Annotated in this window: 15 protein-coding genes; 6 read left to right on the plus strand and 9 right to left on the minus strand. The window is 58.5% G+C overall.

Going from position 1 to position 17,305, the window contains the following annotated elements; genetic code table 11:
• Positions 1–74: 74 nt before the first annotated feature.
• From AC6I8F_RS15025 to proB, 3 genes are all read right to left on the minus strand, one after another.
• Positions 75–806, minus strand: a complete 732-nt coding sequence (locus AC6I8F_RS15025) for a S24 family peptidase (protein ID WP_031279669.1) — start codon at positions 804–806, stop codon at positions 75–77.
• A gap of 353 nt (positions 807–1,159) precedes the next feature.
• Positions 1,160–2,413: a glutamate-5-semialdehyde dehydrogenase gene (gene proA / locus AC6I8F_RS15030; RefSeq protein ID WP_282954333.1), complete on the minus strand. Its 1,254-nt coding sequence runs from the start codon at positions 2,411–2,413 to the stop codon at positions 1,160–1,162.
• A gap of 10 nt (positions 2,414–2,423) precedes the next feature.
• Positions 2,424–3,527, minus strand: coding sequence for a glutamate 5-kinase (gene proB, locus AC6I8F_RS15035; RefSeq protein ID WP_021507276.1), 1,104 nt, complete (start codon positions 3,525–3,527; stop codon positions 2,424–2,426).
• 246 nt (positions 3,528–3,773) lie between these two features.
• Here proB and ompC point away from each other — a divergent pair, with 246 nt between their 5' ends.
• Positions 3,774–4,856 carry a porin OmpC gene (ompC, locus tag AC6I8F_RS15040; RefSeq protein WP_021507277.1) on the plus strand — a complete coding sequence of 361 codons (1,083 nt, stop codon included), beginning with the start codon at positions 3,774–3,776 and terminating at the stop codon, positions 4,854–4,856.
• 81 nt (positions 4,857–4,937) lie between these two features.
• On the opposite strand, the gene crl is transcribed toward ompC, so the two are convergent.
• The 3 genes from crl to gpt all read right to left on the minus strand — a co-directional run bounded on the left by crl (position 4,938) and on the right by gpt (position 7,275).
• A complete protein-coding gene (gene crl, locus AC6I8F_RS15045; RefSeq protein WP_021313042.1) occupies positions 4,938–5,339 on the minus strand; it encodes a sigma factor-binding protein Crl in 402 nt (133 codons plus the stop codon).
• A 109-nt stretch (positions 5,340–5,448) separates the two neighbouring features.
• On the minus strand, positions 5,449–6,696 hold the full coding sequence (gene frsA / locus AC6I8F_RS15050; RefSeq protein ID WP_058769336.1) for an esterase FrsA: 1,248 nt from the start codon (positions 6,694–6,696) through the stop codon (positions 5,449–5,451).
• Between the two features lie 120 nt (positions 6,697–6,816).
• Entirely contained in the window at positions 6,817–7,275 is a 459-nt protein-coding gene (gpt, locus tag AC6I8F_RS15055; RefSeq protein ID WP_021507279.1) for a xanthine phosphoribosyltransferase, read from the minus strand.
• Between the two features lie 254 nt (positions 7,276–7,529).
• On the opposite strand from gpt, the gene pepD reads away from it, so the two are divergent.
• A complete protein-coding gene (gene pepD / locus AC6I8F_RS15060) occupies positions 7,530–8,990 on the plus strand; it encodes a beta-Ala-His dipeptidase (protein WP_021507280.1) in 1,461 nt (486 codons plus the stop codon).
• 109 nt (positions 8,991–9,099) lie between these two features.
• Here pepD and dinB read toward each other — a convergent pair whose 3' ends face one another.
• Positions 9,100–10,155, minus strand: coding sequence for a DNA polymerase IV (dinB, locus tag AC6I8F_RS15065; protein WP_058758014.1), 1,056 nt, complete (start codon positions 10,153–10,155; stop codon positions 9,100–9,102).
• Between the two features lie 244 nt (positions 10,156–10,399).
• Between dinB and dpaA the strand changes: the two genes are divergently transcribed.
• Entirely contained in the window at positions 10,400–11,143 is a 744-nt protein-coding gene (gene dpaA / locus AC6I8F_RS15070; RefSeq protein ID WP_498028185.1) for a peptidoglycan meso-diaminopimelic acid protein amidase, read from the plus strand.
• On the opposite strand, the gene AC6I8F_RS15075 is transcribed toward dpaA, so the two are convergent.
• Positions 11,114–11,881, minus strand: a complete 768-nt coding sequence (locus AC6I8F_RS15075; protein WP_127833720.1) for a class II glutamine amidotransferase — start codon at positions 11,879–11,881, stop codon at positions 11,114–11,116. The two genes, dpaA and AC6I8F_RS15075, sit on opposite strands and share 30 nt — an antisense overlap.
• Before the next feature lie 48 nt (positions 11,882–11,929).
• Positions 11,930–12,508, minus strand: coding sequence for a D-sedoheptulose 7-phosphate isomerase (gene lpcA, locus AC6I8F_RS15080; RefSeq protein WP_021507284.1), 579 nt, complete (start codon positions 12,506–12,508; stop codon positions 11,930–11,932).
• Between the two features lie 229 nt (positions 12,509–12,737).
• On the opposite strand from lpcA, the gene fadE reads away from it, so the two are divergent.
• The 3 genes from fadE (at position 12,738) to AC6I8F_RS15095 (ending at position 17,291) form a co-directional block, all read left to right on the plus strand.
• Positions 12,738–15,188, plus strand: a complete 2,451-nt coding sequence (gene fadE, locus AC6I8F_RS15085) for an acyl-CoA dehydrogenase FadE (protein WP_498028186.1) — start codon at positions 12,738–12,740, stop codon at positions 15,186–15,188.
• A 184-nt stretch (positions 15,189–15,372) separates the two neighbouring features.
• A complete protein-coding gene (locus AC6I8F_RS15090; protein WP_498028187.1) occupies positions 15,373–16,533 on the plus strand; it encodes a pyridoxal phosphate-dependent aminotransferase in 1,161 nt (386 codons plus the stop codon).
• Positions 16,521–17,291: an amidohydrolase gene (locus tag AC6I8F_RS15095; protein ID WP_282995765.1), complete on the plus strand. Its 771-nt coding sequence runs from the start codon at positions 16,521–16,523 to the stop codon at positions 17,289–17,291. The genes AC6I8F_RS15090 and AC6I8F_RS15095 overlap by 13 nt, the downstream gene beginning before the upstream one ends.
• Positions 17,292–17,305: the final 14 nt, after the last annotated feature.

A 17,305-nucleotide genomic window follows, 5' to 3' on the forward strand; every position in this document is an offset into this window, starting at 1 on the left:
TAATTTTTTATTTACCGACAGTTAAATTTTTGATTTCAGCCGGATTATTTTTTTGCCGGTTAACGCACTGATGCTCAGCCCAGAATCTGATAGTCACGCGCCTGGCTCATGATGACGCGGGCAATCACCTGCAGCGACGCCGCTTCGTCCAGCGTCAGATACCAGGTCTCGTAGCGTTTGTTGTCGGAGATCACCGCCACCTTCTTGTGCTGTAACTGCAGCCGCTTGAGGTAGAGCTGGTTGTCGAGATTGAACAGATAGATGCCGTCGCCGTCGAAGCGGTGCACGCTGATATCGACGAACAGCTGATCGCGCGGTGCAAAAGTACCGGCCATGGAGTCACTGTTCAGGGCAATCAGCCGGATGTTTTCGGCCGGGCGGCCGTTAAACAGCACGCGCGCCTCATCCAGACCGTATTCAATCGCCTGAATGGTCTCGACCAGTTCGTCGCGCGCGACAATACCCTGTGCGCTGCGTTGCCCGATGTCCAGGCTTTCGACGCGGAACATGTGCTGCGGATCGATCAGGCGCTGACGGGCAAGCGCCACATCCGGTTTTTCCATGCCGAACTGCAGCCACTCCACGCGCACGCCTAACAGCTGGCTGAGCGCCAGCAGATTACTGTCATCCGGAATGGATTGCGCGTTAAACCATTTCCAGACCCCTGGAGTTGAGATCCTGCATCCCCGTTGTTGCAGTGCCTGAGCGACCTGTTTGTTCCGTCCATGTCCGACAATTCCCGCGCTCTCGCATGCGGCAATCAGCCTGGCAGTAAAAGCTTGTCTCGTACTCTCTTTTTTAACCATCAGTTAATAGTCTGCCATCAGTAAAAGACTGAATGTTATTTTCATTTTTGCTACCAGTTCATTTTATATTACCGCTAGTTTACTACCCAACCGCTTTTATCAATAAAGCTGGACGATCATTATCCTCTTCGCCCTGGTGGAAACCAGTAATGAATCTCTGACAGCTTGTTCTGACAGGGGTTTTCAGGATTGTTCTGTAACGCTGAGACCAGCACCCACAGCAAAAAATGGGCGAAAAGCCGCAGGCGCGCCACAGATGACAGGAATAAAACGAAAAGCTCTGGAAATAACTGGATCGAAAGCGATCAAAAAGGGCACCGCGTCAGGTGCCCATTGTGATGCCGGAGAGAAAACTAACGGCGCAGGGTATCGTCGCCCCAGCCAATCCATTTGTAGGTGGTGAGCGCTTCGAGGCCCATCGGACCGCGCGCATGGAGTTTCTGCGTACTGACCGCCACTTCAGCGCCAAGACCGAACTGGCCGCCGTCGGTAAAGCGGGTGCTGGCGTTGACGTACACCGCCGATGAGTCGACCTGATTCACGAAGCGATTGGCATTGCCAATGCTGCGCGTCAGAATGCCGTCGGAGTGCTGGGTGCCGTGCGCGCGGATGTGTGCGACCGCTTCATCGAGGTCCGCCACCAGCTTGACGTTCAGATCGTTCGACAGCCACTCATCGTCGTATTGGTGCATCTGCACCGCCACCACGCTGGCCGGCCCCTGCTGCAGCAGCGCCAGCGCGTTTTCGTCGGCGTGCAGCGCAATGTTCTCCTGCGCCATACGCTGCAGAAACGCCGGAATGAAACGCTCAGCCTGACCGCGATGAATCAGCAGGGTTTCCAGCGAGTTACAGGCGCTGGGACGCTGCTTCTTGGCGTTAACAATCACCTCCAGCGCGGCGTCCGTCTCCATGGTTTCGTCAAGATAGAGATGGCACACGCCGATACCGCCGGTGATCACCGGAATGGTGGAATTTTCGCGACACAGCTTGTGCAGCCCGGCGCCGCCGCGCGGGATCAGCATGTCAACGTAGCGATCCAGCTTAAGCAGCTGATTCACCAGTTCGCGATCCGGGTTCTCAATCGCCTGCACCGCTGCTGCCGGTAAACCATGCTCGATGAGCGCGTTCTGGATCACCCGCACCGTGGCGGCGTTTGTACGCCAGGTCTCTTTGCCGCCGCGCAGAATCGCCGCGTTGCCGGTTTTCAGACACAGTGACGCCACGTCGACCGTGACGTTCGGGCGCGCTTCGTAGATCACCCCGATCACGCCGAGCGGCACGCGACGTCGTTCAATGCGCAGGCCGCTGTCGAGCCGCCCGCCGTCGATCAGCTGGCCAACCGGATCGGCCAGACGGCACACCTGGCGAACGTCATCCGCGATGCCTTTCAGGCGCTGCGGGTTGAGCGTCAGACGATCGAGCAGCGCCGCACTCATGCCGTTAGTGTGCGCATCGGCCAGATCCTGCTGGTTAGCCGCCAGAATGTCGGCGCTTTCCGCTTCCAGCCGATCGGCGATAGTCAGCAGTACCTGATTTTTTTGTTCGGTGGAGAGCTCCGCCAGTTTGTACGACGCCTCACGCGCCGCTTTACCCATCTGTTCTAACATTATCCGCTCCTTAACTGACGATCATATCGTCGCGGTGCACCGCAACCGGGCCATATTCGTAACCGAGGATCTCACCAATCTCCTGACTGTGATGACCGGCGATCATGCGCATCGCATCGCTGTTATAGCGCGTGACGCCGTGGGCGATATCGCGCCCCTGCAGGTTACGAATGCGGATCACTTCGCCGCGCGAGAAATTGCCCTGCACGTCACGGACGCCTTTCGGCAGCAGCGAACTGCCGCGCTCCAGCACCGCCGCCAGCGCGCCGTCGTCTATGGTGATCTCGCCCGCCGGTGGTGCGCCAAAGATCCAGCGCTTGCGGTTTTCCAGCGGTGACTGCTGCGCGTGGAAGCGCGTCCCCACCGGTTTGCCGTGCAGCACATCCCCGATCACATCCGGGCGGCTGCCGGCCGCAATGATCACGTCAATGCCGGCGCGGCAGGCAACATCCGCCGCCTGCAGTTTGGTGGCCATGCCGCCGGTGCCGAGACCGGAGACGCTGCCGCCAGCCAGCGTGCGCAGCGCATCATCAATCTGATGCACATCGCTGATCAGTTCTGCCTCGGGGTTGGTGCGCGGATCGGCGGTAAACAGGCCTGGCTGATCGGTCAGCAGCAGCAGTTTATCGGCACCGCCAAGCATCGCCGCCAGCGCGGACAGGTTGTCATTGTCGCCAACCTTGATTTCCGCGGTTGCCACCGCGTCGTTCTCGTTAATCACCGGCACGATATGGTTGTCGAGCAGCGCGCGCAGCATATCGCGCGCGTAGAGGAAGCGTTCACGATCTTCCATGTCGGCGCGCGTCAGCAGCATCTGCCCGATATGGATACCGTAGATGGAGAACAGCTGCTCCCACAGCTGGATTAAACGGCTCTGCCCCACCGCAGCCAGCAGCTGCTTTGAGGCGATGGTCGGTGGCAGTTCCGGGTAACCAAGGTGTTCGCGACCGGCGGCAATCGCGCCTGAGGTGACGATGATAATGCGATGACCGGCGGCGTGCAGTTGTGCACACTGCCGAACCAGCTCCACCATATGCGCCCGGTTCAGCCGGCGCGATCCGCCGGTGAGGACGCTGGTACCCAATTTGACCACCAGGGTCTGACTGCCACTCATGTTTTTCCTGCCATGTAAGAAAAAAATCTGCGAAGGGACGTTTTAACAGGAGTCAGCAAGGAAGCCAACAGCGGCAAGGGGAAAAGCACAAAAAACGCCTGACAAGCGGGTAGACCAAAAGTTCGCGATTAACAAGAAATCAGAAAAAATGTCATAAAACCTTCATTGCCAGTCGGTAAAACGTCCCGTGTTTTACAAACCTTTTCACGGGTACAACAAATTTTACTCATTGGGATTGATAGCAAAATGAAGAAAAGCACACTGGCACTCATCGTTTCCGCGCTGGCTCTGGCCTCAACCGCACAAGCCGCAGAAGTTTATAACAAAGACGGTAACAAACTGGATCTGTACGGTCGTGTGAAAGGCATGCACTACTTCAGCGACAACGCAGCCGCTGACGGCGACAAAACTTACATCCGTCTGGGCTTCAAAGGGCAGACGCAGATTAACGACCTGATGACCGGCTACGGTCAGTGGGAATATCAGTTCCAGGGTAACCGCGCAGAAACCAACACCGACGCTAACATCGGTAACAAAACCCGTCTGGGCTTTGCCGGTCTGAAGTTTGGTAACTACGGCTCTGTTGATTACGGTCGTAACTACGGCGTGGTTTACGATGTGCTGGCATGGACCGACGTGCTGCCAGAGTTCGGTGGCGACAGCGCCTACACCGACACCTACATGCTGGGCCGTACTTCTGGCGTCGCCACTTACCGCAACAGCAATTTCTTCGGTCTGGTGGATGGCCTGCGTTTCGCGGTGCAGTATCAGGGCAAGAACGATTCCACCAGCGCCAACGGCCGTTCAGAGATTCCTAAGCAGAACGGCGACGGTTACGGTGCGTCACTGGGTTACACCCTCGGCGATAGCGGTGTCAGCCTGATGAGTGCGATCTCCTCTGCTGACCGTACCAACTCGCAGGACGTGGCGACCCGTCTGGGCCGTGGTGACAAAGCGGAAGCCTGGGGCGCGGGCATCAAATATGATGCGAACAGCATTTACCTGGCATCGACCTACTCTGAAACCCGTAACATGACGCCAATCACGGGCGGCGTGGCGAATAAAACGCAGAACTTTGAAGTGGTTGCACAGTATCAGTTCGACTTCGGTCTGCGTCCATCGCTGGGCTACGTGCAGAGCAAAGGCAAAGACATTGAAGGCATTGGCGATGCGGACATCGTGAAATATGTCGACGTGGCGATGACGTACTACTTCAACAAAAACATGTCGGCCATGGTTGACTACAAAATCAACCAGCTGGATGACAACAACCCGCTGGGCATCAACAGCGATGACGTGGTGGCGGTCGGTCTGACCTACCAGTTCTAAGCGTCAGCATTACCCTGTCTGTGTCTGTAAAAAAAGAGCCGGCTCATCACCGGCTCTTTCTTATTCTGGTCTGACTCAGGTTCAGGCGCTGAGTTTAACCGGCTCTTCTTTGAACCCCGCCGCGGGCCTGAGATCAAGCTTAAACTCATGCAGCGTGGCTTTCAGGCGCTCGTGGAAATTACGCAGCGTGCTCTCCACTTTCTCATTGTTCTCTTTGCCCTTGATGGCGGCCACGCTCCAGTCGCCGTCTTTATCAAACAGGCCGAAGTGGTATTCGTAGGTGAAGTGATCTTCATAGGCGTTCAGCGTCATCCACCAGCCCCAGAACTCGCGGCTTTCCGGCGCCGGTTTGACGTTGACGCACGCCGCCAGGCAATCAAAGAAGAAACGCGTCTCTTCACACTGTCCTTCACGGATGTACGGCCCCAATTCGGTGAAGCGCTTAAGCAGGCGACTACGGGGGTGACCACTCGGTAACGTCATGCTAACTCTCTCCCTCAAATAAACCGTATAAAACGCAGCGCGGCGGCAAAACGCCACCGCACGTATTTTCCCGAAGATAAGTTGTAGCAGAGTCTGCGTATTTCGCCAGTTAGCGCTGCAACTGTTTTGCCAGCCAGTCGCAAATTTGATTAAGCGCCTTGTCAAAGCTGGCAAACACTGGCGTGGCGGGAATCGCCAGCGCCTTGCCCTGCGCCGAGGAGTTGACGATCAGCTGCGCCTCCTCTTCCGGGCTGAACAGATCGTTGGGCCAGTAAGCGGCCAGCATCGGCACCGGCGTCCGGCGGCCCAGCAGGCCCTGCACTTTGAGCGAATAGCGGTTGAGCTCGATGCGCAGATTGCTGTCGGAGGTCGACGACATGCCCAGCCGGCTGGCCAGCATGTCCATATACATATCCGGCAGCTGCTGCTGGCGCTGCGCATCGACAAACACGTGATGCACCATCGGCCCGAGCGACGCCACCGCGCGCAGACGCGGCACCTCAAGGTAAGCCAGCCGCGTCGCCACGTTGGCGCCAAAGCGGTAACCGAACAGCGCCACGCGCGTGTGGTCAATCCACGGCACGTTGCTCAGCTCGCGCAGCACCTGCTGATGCAGCTGGCTGGTGTCCTGATTAAGCGTCCATTTGCTGCTGAAACCCACCGACGGCATATCCAGCGTCAGCATGGCGATGCCGCGCGGTGCCAGATAATCATGAAATAGCCGGTAATGGTCGCTCTGCAGCGAGTCGAGGCCACCGCACAGCAGCACGGTCGGATACGGCGCGCTGGCCTGCGCCGGCATATGCAGGAAGCCGGTGACCGGACTGCCGCCGCTGATGGGAAAGGTCAGGGATTTAAGCTCGCCGGGCAGGCGCTGGGTGGCTTCTTCATAAGCGCGATTCGCCAGCACCTGCGCCTGATCCGCCAGCTCATCGCCTTTAATGTAGGGATACGCGGCCAGGCTGTAGAGACTGGCGGCATGCAGCCACTGCTGGCCGGCCTCATCGTGATCGGCGTTCTGCATCGCGCGCTGCTGCCACAGCGCCGCCTGCTTCGACCACTCATAGTTCCAGTTGCCGCCGCGATAGCCAATTACCGTGTCCAGCAGCGTTTCGTCGGTGTGTTCAAATTTACTGACGGCAATGCGCGCCAGCACTTCGCTGATCTCCTGCGGCGCCAGGCCGCGCCACGTCCACAGCAGCTTATTCAGCATGCGATACCAGCCGCGCTGGGTATCGCCTTCCAGGGCATTGTGCACCTGCGCCGTCGGGTGGTGCTGGCGATGCACCAGCGAGGAGGTTTCCGGGTGTTTGAAGCGGGGTTTGAACAGTTCTTCGCTGAGATTTTTCTCGGCCATCTTAAGCTTCTCCTGCGGCAGTCGCATAGATGGCTAAGAGTGTACTGCACCCGCCGCACGGGCGCGAGGCGCAGAAAACACAACGCCCGGCATAACCGGGCGTTGTTTGCGTTGCATCAATCAGCTTTTTACAATCGGCGGAATGTACACCACGCCCATGTCCCACGGCTGCTCGATCCAGGTGTTCTGCGGAATATCGACAATGTAGTCGTCCACCAGCGCGCGGCCAGCCGGCTTGGCGAAGATGGTGCAGAAACGCGCTTTTGGATACATATCACGAATCGCCTGCGCGGTACCGCCGGTATCCACCAGATCGTCGATGACCACAAAACCTTCACCGTCGCCTTCTGCGCGCTTCAGCACTTTCATTTCACGCTGGTGATCGTGATCGTAGCTGGAGATGCACACGGTATCGACGTAGCGAATCCCCAGTTCACGCGCCAGCAGCGATGCCGGAACCAGACCACCGCGGCTGACCGCGATGATGCCTTTCCACTGTTCCACAGGAAGCAGGCGCTGGGCCAGTTTACGGGCATGAATCTGCAGCATGTCCCAGGTAACGACGTATTTTTCGCTCATAAAAGGAATCCCGGCCAATGAGATTGGCTTAAAAATATGCAAGGGGGAAAAGGTTGCGCGAGATTATAAGGATCTGACGCGTTAAAAACCAGCACCCGTCACATCGGTTGCAGGTTTTTAGCGCGCCCGATGGCGCACCCGGCAGGAAACAGTGATATTCTCTGGCCCATCACGTCAGATGTGCTGACGGCGATCTTTCACTGGAAACCCGCGTGCGAGCGGTATGTCCGCCGCGCTGACACAGGAGACGCGTTGTGTCTGAATTGTCTCAACTTTCCCCGCAGCCGCTGTGGGATATCTTCGCAAAAATCTGCTCGATTCCGCACCCTTCTTACCATGAAGAAGCGCTGGCCGAATACGTTGTTGGCTGGGCTAAAGAGCAAGGTTTCTGGGTTGAACGCGATCAGGTCGGCAATATCCTGATTCGTAAACCTGCTACCGCAGGCATGGAAAACCGTACTCCGGTGGCGCTGCAGGCGCACCTCGATATGGTGCCGCAGAAGAACAATGACACGGTACACGACTTCACCAAAGACCCGATTCAGCCGTACGTTGATGGCGAGTGGGTGAAAGCGCGCGGCACCACGCTGGGTGCGGATAACGGTATCGGTATGGCCTCTGCGCTGGCGGTGCTGGCTGACAACAGCCTGACCCACGGTCCGCTGGAAGTGCTGCTGACCATGACCGAAGAGTCGGGCATGGACGGCGCCTTTGGTCTGCAACCAAACTGGCTGCAGGCGGACATCCTGATCAACACCGACTCGGAAGAGGAAGGTGAGATCTACATGGGCTGCGCCGGTGGTATCGACTTTATCACTACCCTACCGCTGAGCCGCGAGGCCGTGCCTGCCGGTTTCGAAACCCTGAAGCTGACGCTGAAAGGTTTGAAAGGTGGTCACTCCGGCGCGGACATTCATCTTGGTCTCGGCAACGCCAACAAGCTGCTGGCGCGCTTCCTTGCCGTGCACGCGGCTGAGCTGGATATCCGTCTGATTGAGTTCACCGGCGGTACGCTGCGCAATGCGATTCCGCGCGAGGCGTTCGCTACGCTGGCCATCGACAGCCATAAAGTGGATGCGCTGAAGTCTGCTGCCGCCCATTTCCAGGCCACGCTGCAGAATGAGCTGGGCAGTAAAGAGAAGAACGTCGCCGTGCTGAGTGAGCCGCTGGCGCATCAGGGCCAGGCGCTGACCGCAGACAGCCGCGATCGCTTCATCAACCTGCTGAACAGCACGCCAAACGGTGTGATTCGCAACTCGGACGTGGCGAAAGGCGTGGTGGAAACCTCGCTTAACGTCGGCGTGGTCACCATGGAGCAGGACAGCGCCGAGATCATCTGCCTGATTCGCTCGCTGATCGACACCGGTAAAGATTGGGTGGTCGAAACCCTGACTTCGCTGGGTGCGCTGGCCGGGGCGAAAACCGCGCCGAAAGGCGGTTACCCGGGCTGGCAGCCGGATGCCGACTCGCCCATCATGGCGCTGACGCGTAAGACCTATGAAGCGCTGTTTGGTAAGACGCCAAACATTCAGGTTATTCACGCCGGTCTGGAGTGCGGTCTGTTCAAAAAACCGTATCCAGACATGGACATGGTGTCGATTGGGCCAACCATCACCGGTCCGCATTCGCCGGACGAGCAGGTGCACATCGATAGCGTTGGTCTGTACTGGAAACTGCTGACCGCGCTGCTGAACGTGGTGCCGGAAAAAGCGTAAGGCTGTTGCGATAAAAAAAATCCTGCCCCCGGGCAGGATTTTTTATTTACGGTAACGGTGCCGCGTCAGGCGACCGCGCTGTAGCGCTCTTCCAGCGGCAGCTCAGCCATTACAACCCCAGCACCAGCTGGCGTTCCAGCTGCGGATTTACCAGCGTGACGTGCAGCCCCACCAGCCGCACACCGCGTCCGGCGCGGCGCTCGTCCCAGGCCTGACGCGCCACGGCGATCATGTCGTCTTTATTCAGCACCGGCCAGACATGCTCCTGGGTGGTGAGCTGGAAATCGTTGAATTTCAGCTTTACGCCCTGGCGCGCAATCTGCTTATCCGGGCGGATCGCGCTGAGACGGCGATCGAGTTCGGCATAGAGAAAATCAATAATCTCCAGACACTGCTCCCAGTGATGGATGTCCTCGCCCAGCGTACGCTCGACACCCAGCGATTTACGCTCGCGCTCCACCACCACGTCGCGATCGTCGATGCCGTTGCTGCGCTCCCACAGCACGCGGCCAAATTTTCCAAAGCGCTTCAGCAACTGCGCCAGATCGGCCTGTTGTACGTCAGCGCAGGTGCGCAGCCCCATCTCTTCGAGCTTTTTGGTGGCCACTTTGCCGACGCCGGGAATCTTGCTCAGCGGCAGCGTCAGCAGAAAGTCCGGCATCGCCTGCGGCGTGATCACATACTGGCCGTCTGGCTTGTTCATGTCTGAGGCGATTTTGGCGAGGAACTTGATCGGCGCAATGCCGGCGGACGCGGTCAGGCCGGTTTCACGCAGGATATCGGCGCGAATCGCCTGCGCCATCAGCGTGGCCGATCCCTGGCAGTGTTCACTGTCGGTGACGTCCAGGTAGGCTTCATCCAGCGACAATGGCTCAATCAGTGGCGTATAGCGGGTAAAGATGGCGCGAATCTGCTGCGAGGCTTCTTTATAGGCGTCAAAGCGGCCGGGCAGCAGTTTCAGATGGGGACAGAGGCGCAGCGCCGTGGCGGTCGGCATCGCGCTGCGCACACCGTATTTCCGCGCCGGATAGTTGGCGGTGCTGATTACGCCGCGCTGCACGCGGCTGCCGCCGATGGCAATCGGGATATCACGTAATGAAGGATCGTCGCGCATTTCCACTGCCGCGAAAAAGCAGTCCATATCGACATGAATGATTTTGCGCATACGCCCCTCCGGATACTGGATAAGTATACAGCAGAGAAAAACAACGGCAATATTTGTGGCGCGTGCGATTAAAGTTTACAAATTTGTGGTCGTATTCCCTTTAGGATTGCACCATTTTCTCGGACTCCGGCTTGATTAAACGCCAGACAATGATAATGTTGCGCTGCGGTAGCGGATATTTCCGATAATGCAATACAGTGACGCACTGCGTCAGCGTTCCTCTTCACTTCAAGGTACACACAGAATGGGCAGAATCGCATTATTGTTTGCGATGATTCTTATGCCGCTCCTGAGCTGGGCAATGACGCCTGAGCCAATGCAGCCGCTGGCTCCGGTGAGCAAAGAGTTAAAGAAACAATTACTGGGTACACCGGTATTTATTCAGATCTTCAAGGAAGAGCGTACGCTGGAACTGTACGGCAAAATCGGTAATGAATATCGTCTGCTGGACAGCTATCGCATCTGTAACTTCTCCGGCGGCCTCGGGCCGAAACGTCGTCAGGGCGATTTTAAAAGTCCGGAAGGCTTTTATAACGTGAAGATGAATCAGCTCAAGCCGGACAGCCGTTTTTATCGCGCCATCAATACCGGATTCCCGAATCAGTACGATCGCGCCAAAGGCTATAACGGTAACTATTTGATGATTCACGGCGATTGCGTGTCGGTGGGCTGCTATGCCATGACCAACGCATCGATGGATGAGATCTTCAATTACGTGAACGCCGCGCTGCGTAACGGTCAGCAGGATGTGCAGGTCAACATCTTCCCGTTCCGCATGACCGACAGCAACATGCAGCGTCATCGTTACTCGACTTACATCAGCTTCTGGCGTGAACTGCAGCCGGGCTATGCTTACTTCGCCAAATACCACGTGCCGCCAACGGTCAACGTGACGGCAACCGGTCAGTATGCGGTGAACAACACGCCGGTCATGACCACGCCGGAAGCGGCGTCGAAATCATTCCTGGCGCTCACCCAGGTAAAATAATGCCCACTCGCCTGGCACGATGCGGTGCCAGGTTTCATTACCGGTCAGCGGCTGCGTCGCAATCACCGTCACCACGTCTTTCGGCGTGGTCTGCTGCAGAAAATCAATCTCCACATCCTGATCGAGCAGCTTCGCTTTGCCAAACGGCGCGCGGCGCGTAATCCAGTACAGATTGGTTGAGCAGAAGGCCATTAAATAGCGTCCGTCAGACAGCAGCATATTGAACACGCCCTTCTGGCGCAGCTCCGTCGCCAGTTCCGCCACATAGCGAAACACCGCCGGCCAGTTGCCCGGCGTGCGCGGATAGCGCTCAGCCAGCTTATGCAGAATCCAGCAAAACGCTTTTTCGCTGTCGGTTTCGCCTACCGGACGGAAATGCCCGGTCTCCAGCTGGCGATAGCCCTTTAGCTGGCCGTTATGCGCGTAAGTCCAGTTGCGGCCCCACAGTTCGCGGGTAAACGGATGGGTATTTTCCAGTGATACCTGGCCACGATTGGCCTGACGAATATGCGCCACCACCGAGTGCGACTTAATCGGATACTCCTGCACCAGGCGGGCAATCGGCGAGTTGTAGCTCGGCAGCGGATCTTTAAAGGTGCGGCAGCCTTTATCTTCGTAAAAGGTGATGCCCCAGCCATCTTTGTGCGGCCCGGTTCCACCGCCACGCTGCACCAGACCGGTAAAACTGAAACAGATATCCGTGGGGACATTGGCGCTCATCCCGAGCAATTCGCACATAGCAACCGCCTTATCAGAACCTCCCGCGGGCACGGGAGGAGCACGTCATCACTTAACCATCTCTTTTTCGATTAACAGCATCAGGATATGGATCACTTTGATGTGAATCTCCTGAATGCGATCGGCATATCCAAAGTGCGGCACGCGAATTTCGATATCGGCCGTACCGGCCATTTTGCCACCGTCTTTGCCGGTCAGGGTAATCACTTTCATGCCTTTGGCGCGCGCGGCTTCTACGGCTTTGATGATGTTGGCCGAGTTACCCGAAGTGGACAGCCCCAGCAGCACATCGCCCTCGCGCCCGACCGCCTCGATGTAGCGGGAGAACACATAGTCGTAGCCAAAATCGTTGCTGACGCAGGAGAGATGGCTGACATCCGAAATGGCGATGGCCGGATAGCCAGGACGATTTTCGCGGTAGCGCCCGGTCAGCTCCTCAGCGAAGTGCATGGCATCGCAGTGCGAGCCGCCGTTGCCGCAGGAGAGCACTTTGCCACCGGCTTTGAAGCTGTCGGCCAGCAGCACGGCTGCGCGCTGAATGGCGTGAATGTTGGCTTCATCACTCAGGAACTTATTGAGCGTATCGGCGGCTTCATTGAGTTCTGAGCGAATAATGTCCTGATACATAGGGATGTCCTTTAGAGGAAAATTGACCCAGCAAGTTTAACGGAATGGGCCAGAGCCGCAAAGCGCCCGCAGCAGGGAAAAGCGCGACGCCGCGCTGACGTCTAATTGCCGGCGCGATTTTGTGAGTTCGGTTGTAATTGCGATGTAAACAGATTGATAAATTTCGTGCACTGCTCTAAACCTTATCATTAACAGGTCAGACCTCTTACAACTTACGGAGCGGTTCATTATGTTGCTTGCCTCGATCATCGCGACGCTGGTGTTAATTAGCGCCCTCTTCTACCATCAGGTTTCACTGCGGCTCAGCAGTGCGATTGTGCTGCTGTGGACCGCGGCACTGGCCGCCACCGGCCTGTGGACGCCGTGGCTGCTGCTGCCGCTGGCCATTATTCTGCTGCCTTTCAACCTGCCGGCGATGCGCCGCAGCATGTTCTCTAAGCCGGCTCTGTACAGCTTCCAGAAGGTGATGCCGCCGATGTCGCGCACCGAAAAAGAGGCGATCGACGCCGGTACCACCTGGTGGGAAGGCGATCTGTTTCGCGGCAAACCGGACTGGCAGAAACTGCACAACTATCCGCAGCCGCGCCTGACCGAAGAGGAACAGGCGTTCCTGGATGGCCCGGTGGAAGAAGCCTGCCGCATGGCTAACGACTTCGAAATCACCCATGAAATGGCCGATCTGCCGCCGGAGCTGTGGGCTTACCTCAAGCAGCACCGCTTCTTTGCCATGATCATCAAAAAAGAGTACGGCGGTCTGGAGTTTTCCGCTTACGCGCAGGCGCGTGTGCTGCAAAAACTGGCAGGCGTGTCCGGGATCCTGGCGATCACCGTCGGCGTGCCGAACTCGCTGGGCCCGGGTGAACTGCTGCAGCATTACGGTACCGATGAGCAGAAAGATCACTACCTGCCACGCCTCGCGCGCGGCGATGAAATCCCCTGCTTTGCGCTGACCAGCCCGGAAGCGGGCTCCGACGCCGGTGCCATTCCGGATACCGGCGTGGTGTGCATGGGTGACTGGCAGGGCCAGCAGGTGCTGGGCATGCGCCTGACCTGGAACAAGCGCTACATTACCCTGGCGCCGATTGCCACCGTGCTCGGCCTCGCCTTTAAGCTCTCCGATCCCGATCATCTGCTGGGCGAAACCGAAGAGCTGGGTATTACCTGTGCGCTGATCCCGACCCATACGCCAGGCGTTGAGATTGGCAGACGTCACTTCCCGCTGAACGTGCCGTTCCAGAACGGGCCGACGCGCGGCAAAGATATCTTTGTGCCGATCGATTACATCATCGGCGGTCCGGCGATGGCCGGTCAGGGCTGGCGCATGCTGGTTGAGTGCCTGTCGGTAGGACGCGGCATTACCCTGCCGTCTAACGCCACCGGCAGCCTGAAAAGCCTGGCGCTGGCGACCGGTGCCTACGCGCACATTCGCCGCCAGTTCAAAGTCTCTATCGGTAAAATGGAAGGGATTGAGGAGCCGCTGGCGCGCATCGCCGGTAACGCTTACGTGATGGACGCGGCGGCGACGCTGATCACCAGCGGCATTATGCTGGGCGAAAAACCGGCGGTGCTGTCAGCGATTGTTAAATACCACTGCACCCATCGCGGCCAGCGCGCCATCATTGATGCAATGGATATCGCCGGCGGTAAAGGCATCATGCTTGGCGAGAATAATTTCCTGGCGCGTGCCTATCAGGGCGCCCCGATCGCCATCACCGTTGAGGGCGCGAACATCCTGACGCGCAGCATGATTATCTTTGGCCAGGGCGCAATCCGCTGCCACCCGTGGGTGCTGGAAGAGATGAACGCCGCCGCGAAGAACGATCTCGTCACCTTTGACCGCGCGCTGTTCAGCCATATCGGCCACGTCGGCAGCAACAAAGTGCGCAGCCTGTGGCTTGGCCTGACCGGCGGCCGCACCAGCGCTACGCCAACCCGTGACGCGACCCGTCGCTACTATCAGCAGCTGAATCGCCTGAGCGCCAACCTTGCGCTGCTGTCAGATGTGTCGATGGCGGTGCTGGGCGGTAGCCTGAAACGTCGCGAACGTATTTCGGCACGCCTCGGCGATGTGCTGAGCCAGATGTATCTGGCATCCGCCACGCTGAAACGCTATGACGATGAAGGCCGCAACGAGGCGGATCTGCCGCTGGTGCACTGGGGCGTGCAGGATGCGCTGCATCAGGCGGAAGTGGCGATGGACGATCTGCTGCGCAACTTCCCGAATCGCCTGGTTGCGGGTGCGCTGCGGCTGGTGATTTTCGCCGGCGGCAAACACTGCCCGGCACCGTCCGATAAACTGGATCATAAGCTGGCCAAAATGCTGCAGCTGCCGTCCGCAACCCGCACCCGTTTGGGCCGCGGCCAGTATCTGACGCCGAGTGAGCACAACCCGGCCGGTCAGCTGGAGCAGGCGCTGCAGGATGTGATGGCGGCGGAAGTGATTCACGATCGTCTGTGTCAGCAGCAGAAAAAACACTTCTCCTTCACCCGGCTGGATGCGCTGGCCCAGCGCGCGCTGAAAGAAGGCTGGATTGACGAGAGTGAAGCGAAGGTGCTGACGCGGGCCGAAGCCAGCCGGCTGAAGGCCATTAACGTGGATGATTTTGCGCCCGAGGCGCTGGCGGTGGCGAAACCGGACAGCAAACCCAAACCGAGCGCCCGCCCCAGCGAAGCGGCGTAACCGTAAAAAGCCTCCAGCCGGAGGCTTTTTTTATGGCCTGCGGCAGCGGATAAGCGCACTCAGCGTGTGTGCCAGCTACGTTTAGACGTCTAAGCGTCTCGATTGCCAAGTGTTAACATCCTGTTTATAGTGGCTGCAGCACAAGGTTACTCCGCAACGACATTCGCGCTTAAGGCACCCGATAATGACGCAGCCCAACCTGATCCCCGAGAGCAAACTACCGGCGCTCGGCACCACCATTTTTACCCAAATGAGCGCCCTCGCCGCCCAGCACAACGCCATCAACCTGTCACAGGGCTTTCCCGATTTTGACGGCCCGCGCTATTTGCAGCAGCGCCTGGCACATCACGTCAGCGAAGGCGCTAACCAGTACGCGCCGATGATTGGCACCCTGCCGCTGCGCGAGGCAATCGCCGATAAAACCGCAGACATGTACGGTCATCGGCCGGATATCAACAGCGACATCACCGTGACGGCGGGCGCAACCGAAGCGCTGTATGCCGCGATCACCGCGCTGGTGCGGCCGGGCGACGAGGTGATCTGCTTCGATCCCAGCTACGACAGCTATGCGCCGGCAGTTCAGCTGGCTGGCGGCGTGCTGAAACGCATCGCGCTGCAGCCGCCCGCTTTTCAGGTCGACTGGCAGGCCTTCAGCAGCCTGCTCAGCGCGCGCACCCGGCTGGTGATCGTCAACACGCCGCATAATCCGTCCGCCACCGTGTGGCACGCCAGCGACTACGCCGCGCTGTGGCAGGCGATCGCCGGACAGGAAATTTATGTGCTCAGCGATGAAGTCTATGAGCACATCTGTTTTGATGAGCAGGGCCATGCCAGCGTGCTGGCACATGCCGACCTGCGTCAGCGCGCCATCGCAGTCTCATCCTTCGGCAAAACCTTTCATATGACCGGCTGGAAAGTGGGTTACTGCATCGCTCCGGCGGCGATCAGCGCCGAAATCCGCAAAGTGCATCAGTATCTCACCTTTTCAGTGAATACCCCGGCGCAGCTGGCGATTGCCGATATGCTGCGCCAGCAGCCGGAACATATTGATGAGCTGCCGGCCTTCTACCGCGCCCGGCGTGACCGTCTGATGCAGGCGCTGGCCGCCAGCCGGTTTAAGGTACTGCCGTGCGCCGGCACCTATTTCCTGCTGGTGGATTACAGCGCCATTTCCGATTTGGATGATGTCAGTTTCTGCCAGTGGTTAACCCGCGAAGTAGGCGTGGCGGCGATTCCGCTGTCGGTGTTCTGCGCGGACCCTTTCCCGCACAAGCTCATTCGCCTGTGCTTTGCTAAACAGGAAGCGACGCTCGACGCCGCTGCGGAGCGTTTATGTCAGCTTTAAAACTTACCGTATTACAGGAAACCCTGAGCTGGATGGATGGCGCGGCCAACCTGCGCCATTTTGATGAGGTATTGCAGGGCATGACGGGCCGCGATGTCATCCTGCTGCCGGAGATGTTTACCACCGGCTTCGCCATGGAGGCGGCGGCCAGTTCGCTGCCGCAGGAACAGGTAGTGGCGTGGCTGCACGGTCATGCCAAAGCCCTGAATGCCCTGGTCGGCGGCAGCGCGGCGATTCAGAGCGACCAGGGCGCGGTAAACCGTTTCCTGCTGGTGGAGCCCGACGGCACGCTGCACCAGTACGACAAACGCCATCTGTTCCGCATGGCCAGTGAGCACCAGCACTATGTGCCCGGTGAAACGCGCGAGGTGTTCAACTGGCGCGGCTGGCGTATTCTGCCGCAGATTTGCTACGACCTGCGCTTCCCGGTGTTTTCGCGCAACCAGAATGATTACGATCTGGCGCTGTACGTCGCCAACTGGCCGGCACCGCGCGCGCTGCACTGGCAGGCGCTGCTGCTGGCGCGCGCCATTGAGAATCAGGCCTATGTAGCCGGGTGTAACCGCGTCGGCAGTGACGGCAATCAGCATCAATACAGCGGCGACAGCCGGATCATCTCGCCGCAGGGTGAGATCCTCGCGGCCGCTGAACCCTTCGCCCGCGCGCGCCTCGACGCCGAGTTATCACTGGAAGCGTTGCAGGACTATCGCGAACGCTTCCCGGCCTGGCGCGACGCCGATGAATATACGCTGAAGTAATCTTTTAGCCGCAT

It is taken from the genome of gamma proteobacterium symbiont of Axiagastus rosmarus, assembly GCF_059730925.1.

What these genes read in the sequence shown, in the direction of transcription:
- dpaA (WP_498028185.1), top strand. Translation starts at nt 10,400, where the DNA reads ATGGGCAGAATCGCATTATTGTTTGCGATGATTCTTATGCCGCTCCTG.
- proB (WP_021507276.1), bottom strand. Translation starts at nt 3,527, where the DNA reads ATGAGTGGCAGTCAGACCCTGGTGGTCAAATTGGGTACCAGCGTCCTC.
- AC6I8F_RS15090 (WP_498028187.1), top strand. Translation starts at nt 15,373, where the DNA reads ATGACGCAGCCCAACCTGATCCCCGAGAGCAAACTACCGGCGCTCGGC.
- proA (WP_282954333.1), bottom strand. Translation starts at nt 2,413, where the DNA reads ATGTTAGAACAGATGGGTAAAGCGGCGCGTGAGGCGTCGTACAAACTG.
- lpcA (WP_021507284.1), bottom strand. Translation starts at nt 12,508, where the DNA reads ATGTATCAGGACATTATTCGCTCAGAACTCAATGAAGCCGCCGATACG.
- AC6I8F_RS15075 (WP_127833720.1), bottom strand. Translation starts at nt 11,881, where the DNA reads ATGTGCGAATTGCTCGGGATGAGCGCCAATGTCCCCACGGATATCTGT.
- gpt (WP_021507279.1), bottom strand. Translation starts at nt 7,275, where the DNA reads ATGAGCGAAAAATACGTCGTTACCTGGGACATGCTGCAGATTCATGCC.
- frsA (WP_058769336.1), bottom strand. Translation starts at nt 6,696, where the DNA reads ATGGCCGAGAAAAATCTCAGCGAAGAACTGTTCAAACCCCGCTTCAAA.
- crl (WP_021313042.1), bottom strand. Translation starts at nt 5,339, where the DNA reads ATGACGTTACCGAGTGGTCACCCCCGTAGTCGCCTGCTTAAGCGCTTC.
- fadE (WP_498028186.1), top strand. Translation starts at nt 12,738, where the DNA reads ATGTTGCTTGCCTCGATCATCGCGACGCTGGTGTTAATTAGCGCCCTC.
- AC6I8F_RS15095 (WP_282995765.1), top strand. Translation starts at nt 16,521, where the DNA reads ATGTCAGCTTTAAAACTTACCGTATTACAGGAAACCCTGAGCTGGATG.
- dinB (WP_058758014.1), bottom strand. Translation starts at nt 10,155, where the DNA reads ATGCGCAAAATCATTCATGTCGATATGGACTGCTTTTTCGCGGCAGTG.
- ompC (WP_021507277.1), top strand. Translation starts at nt 3,774, where the DNA reads ATGAAGAAAAGCACACTGGCACTCATCGTTTCCGCGCTGGCTCTGGCC.
- AC6I8F_RS15025 (WP_031279669.1), bottom strand. Translation starts at nt 806, where the DNA reads ATGGTTAAAAAAGAGAGTACGAGACAAGCTTTTACTGCCAGGCTGATT.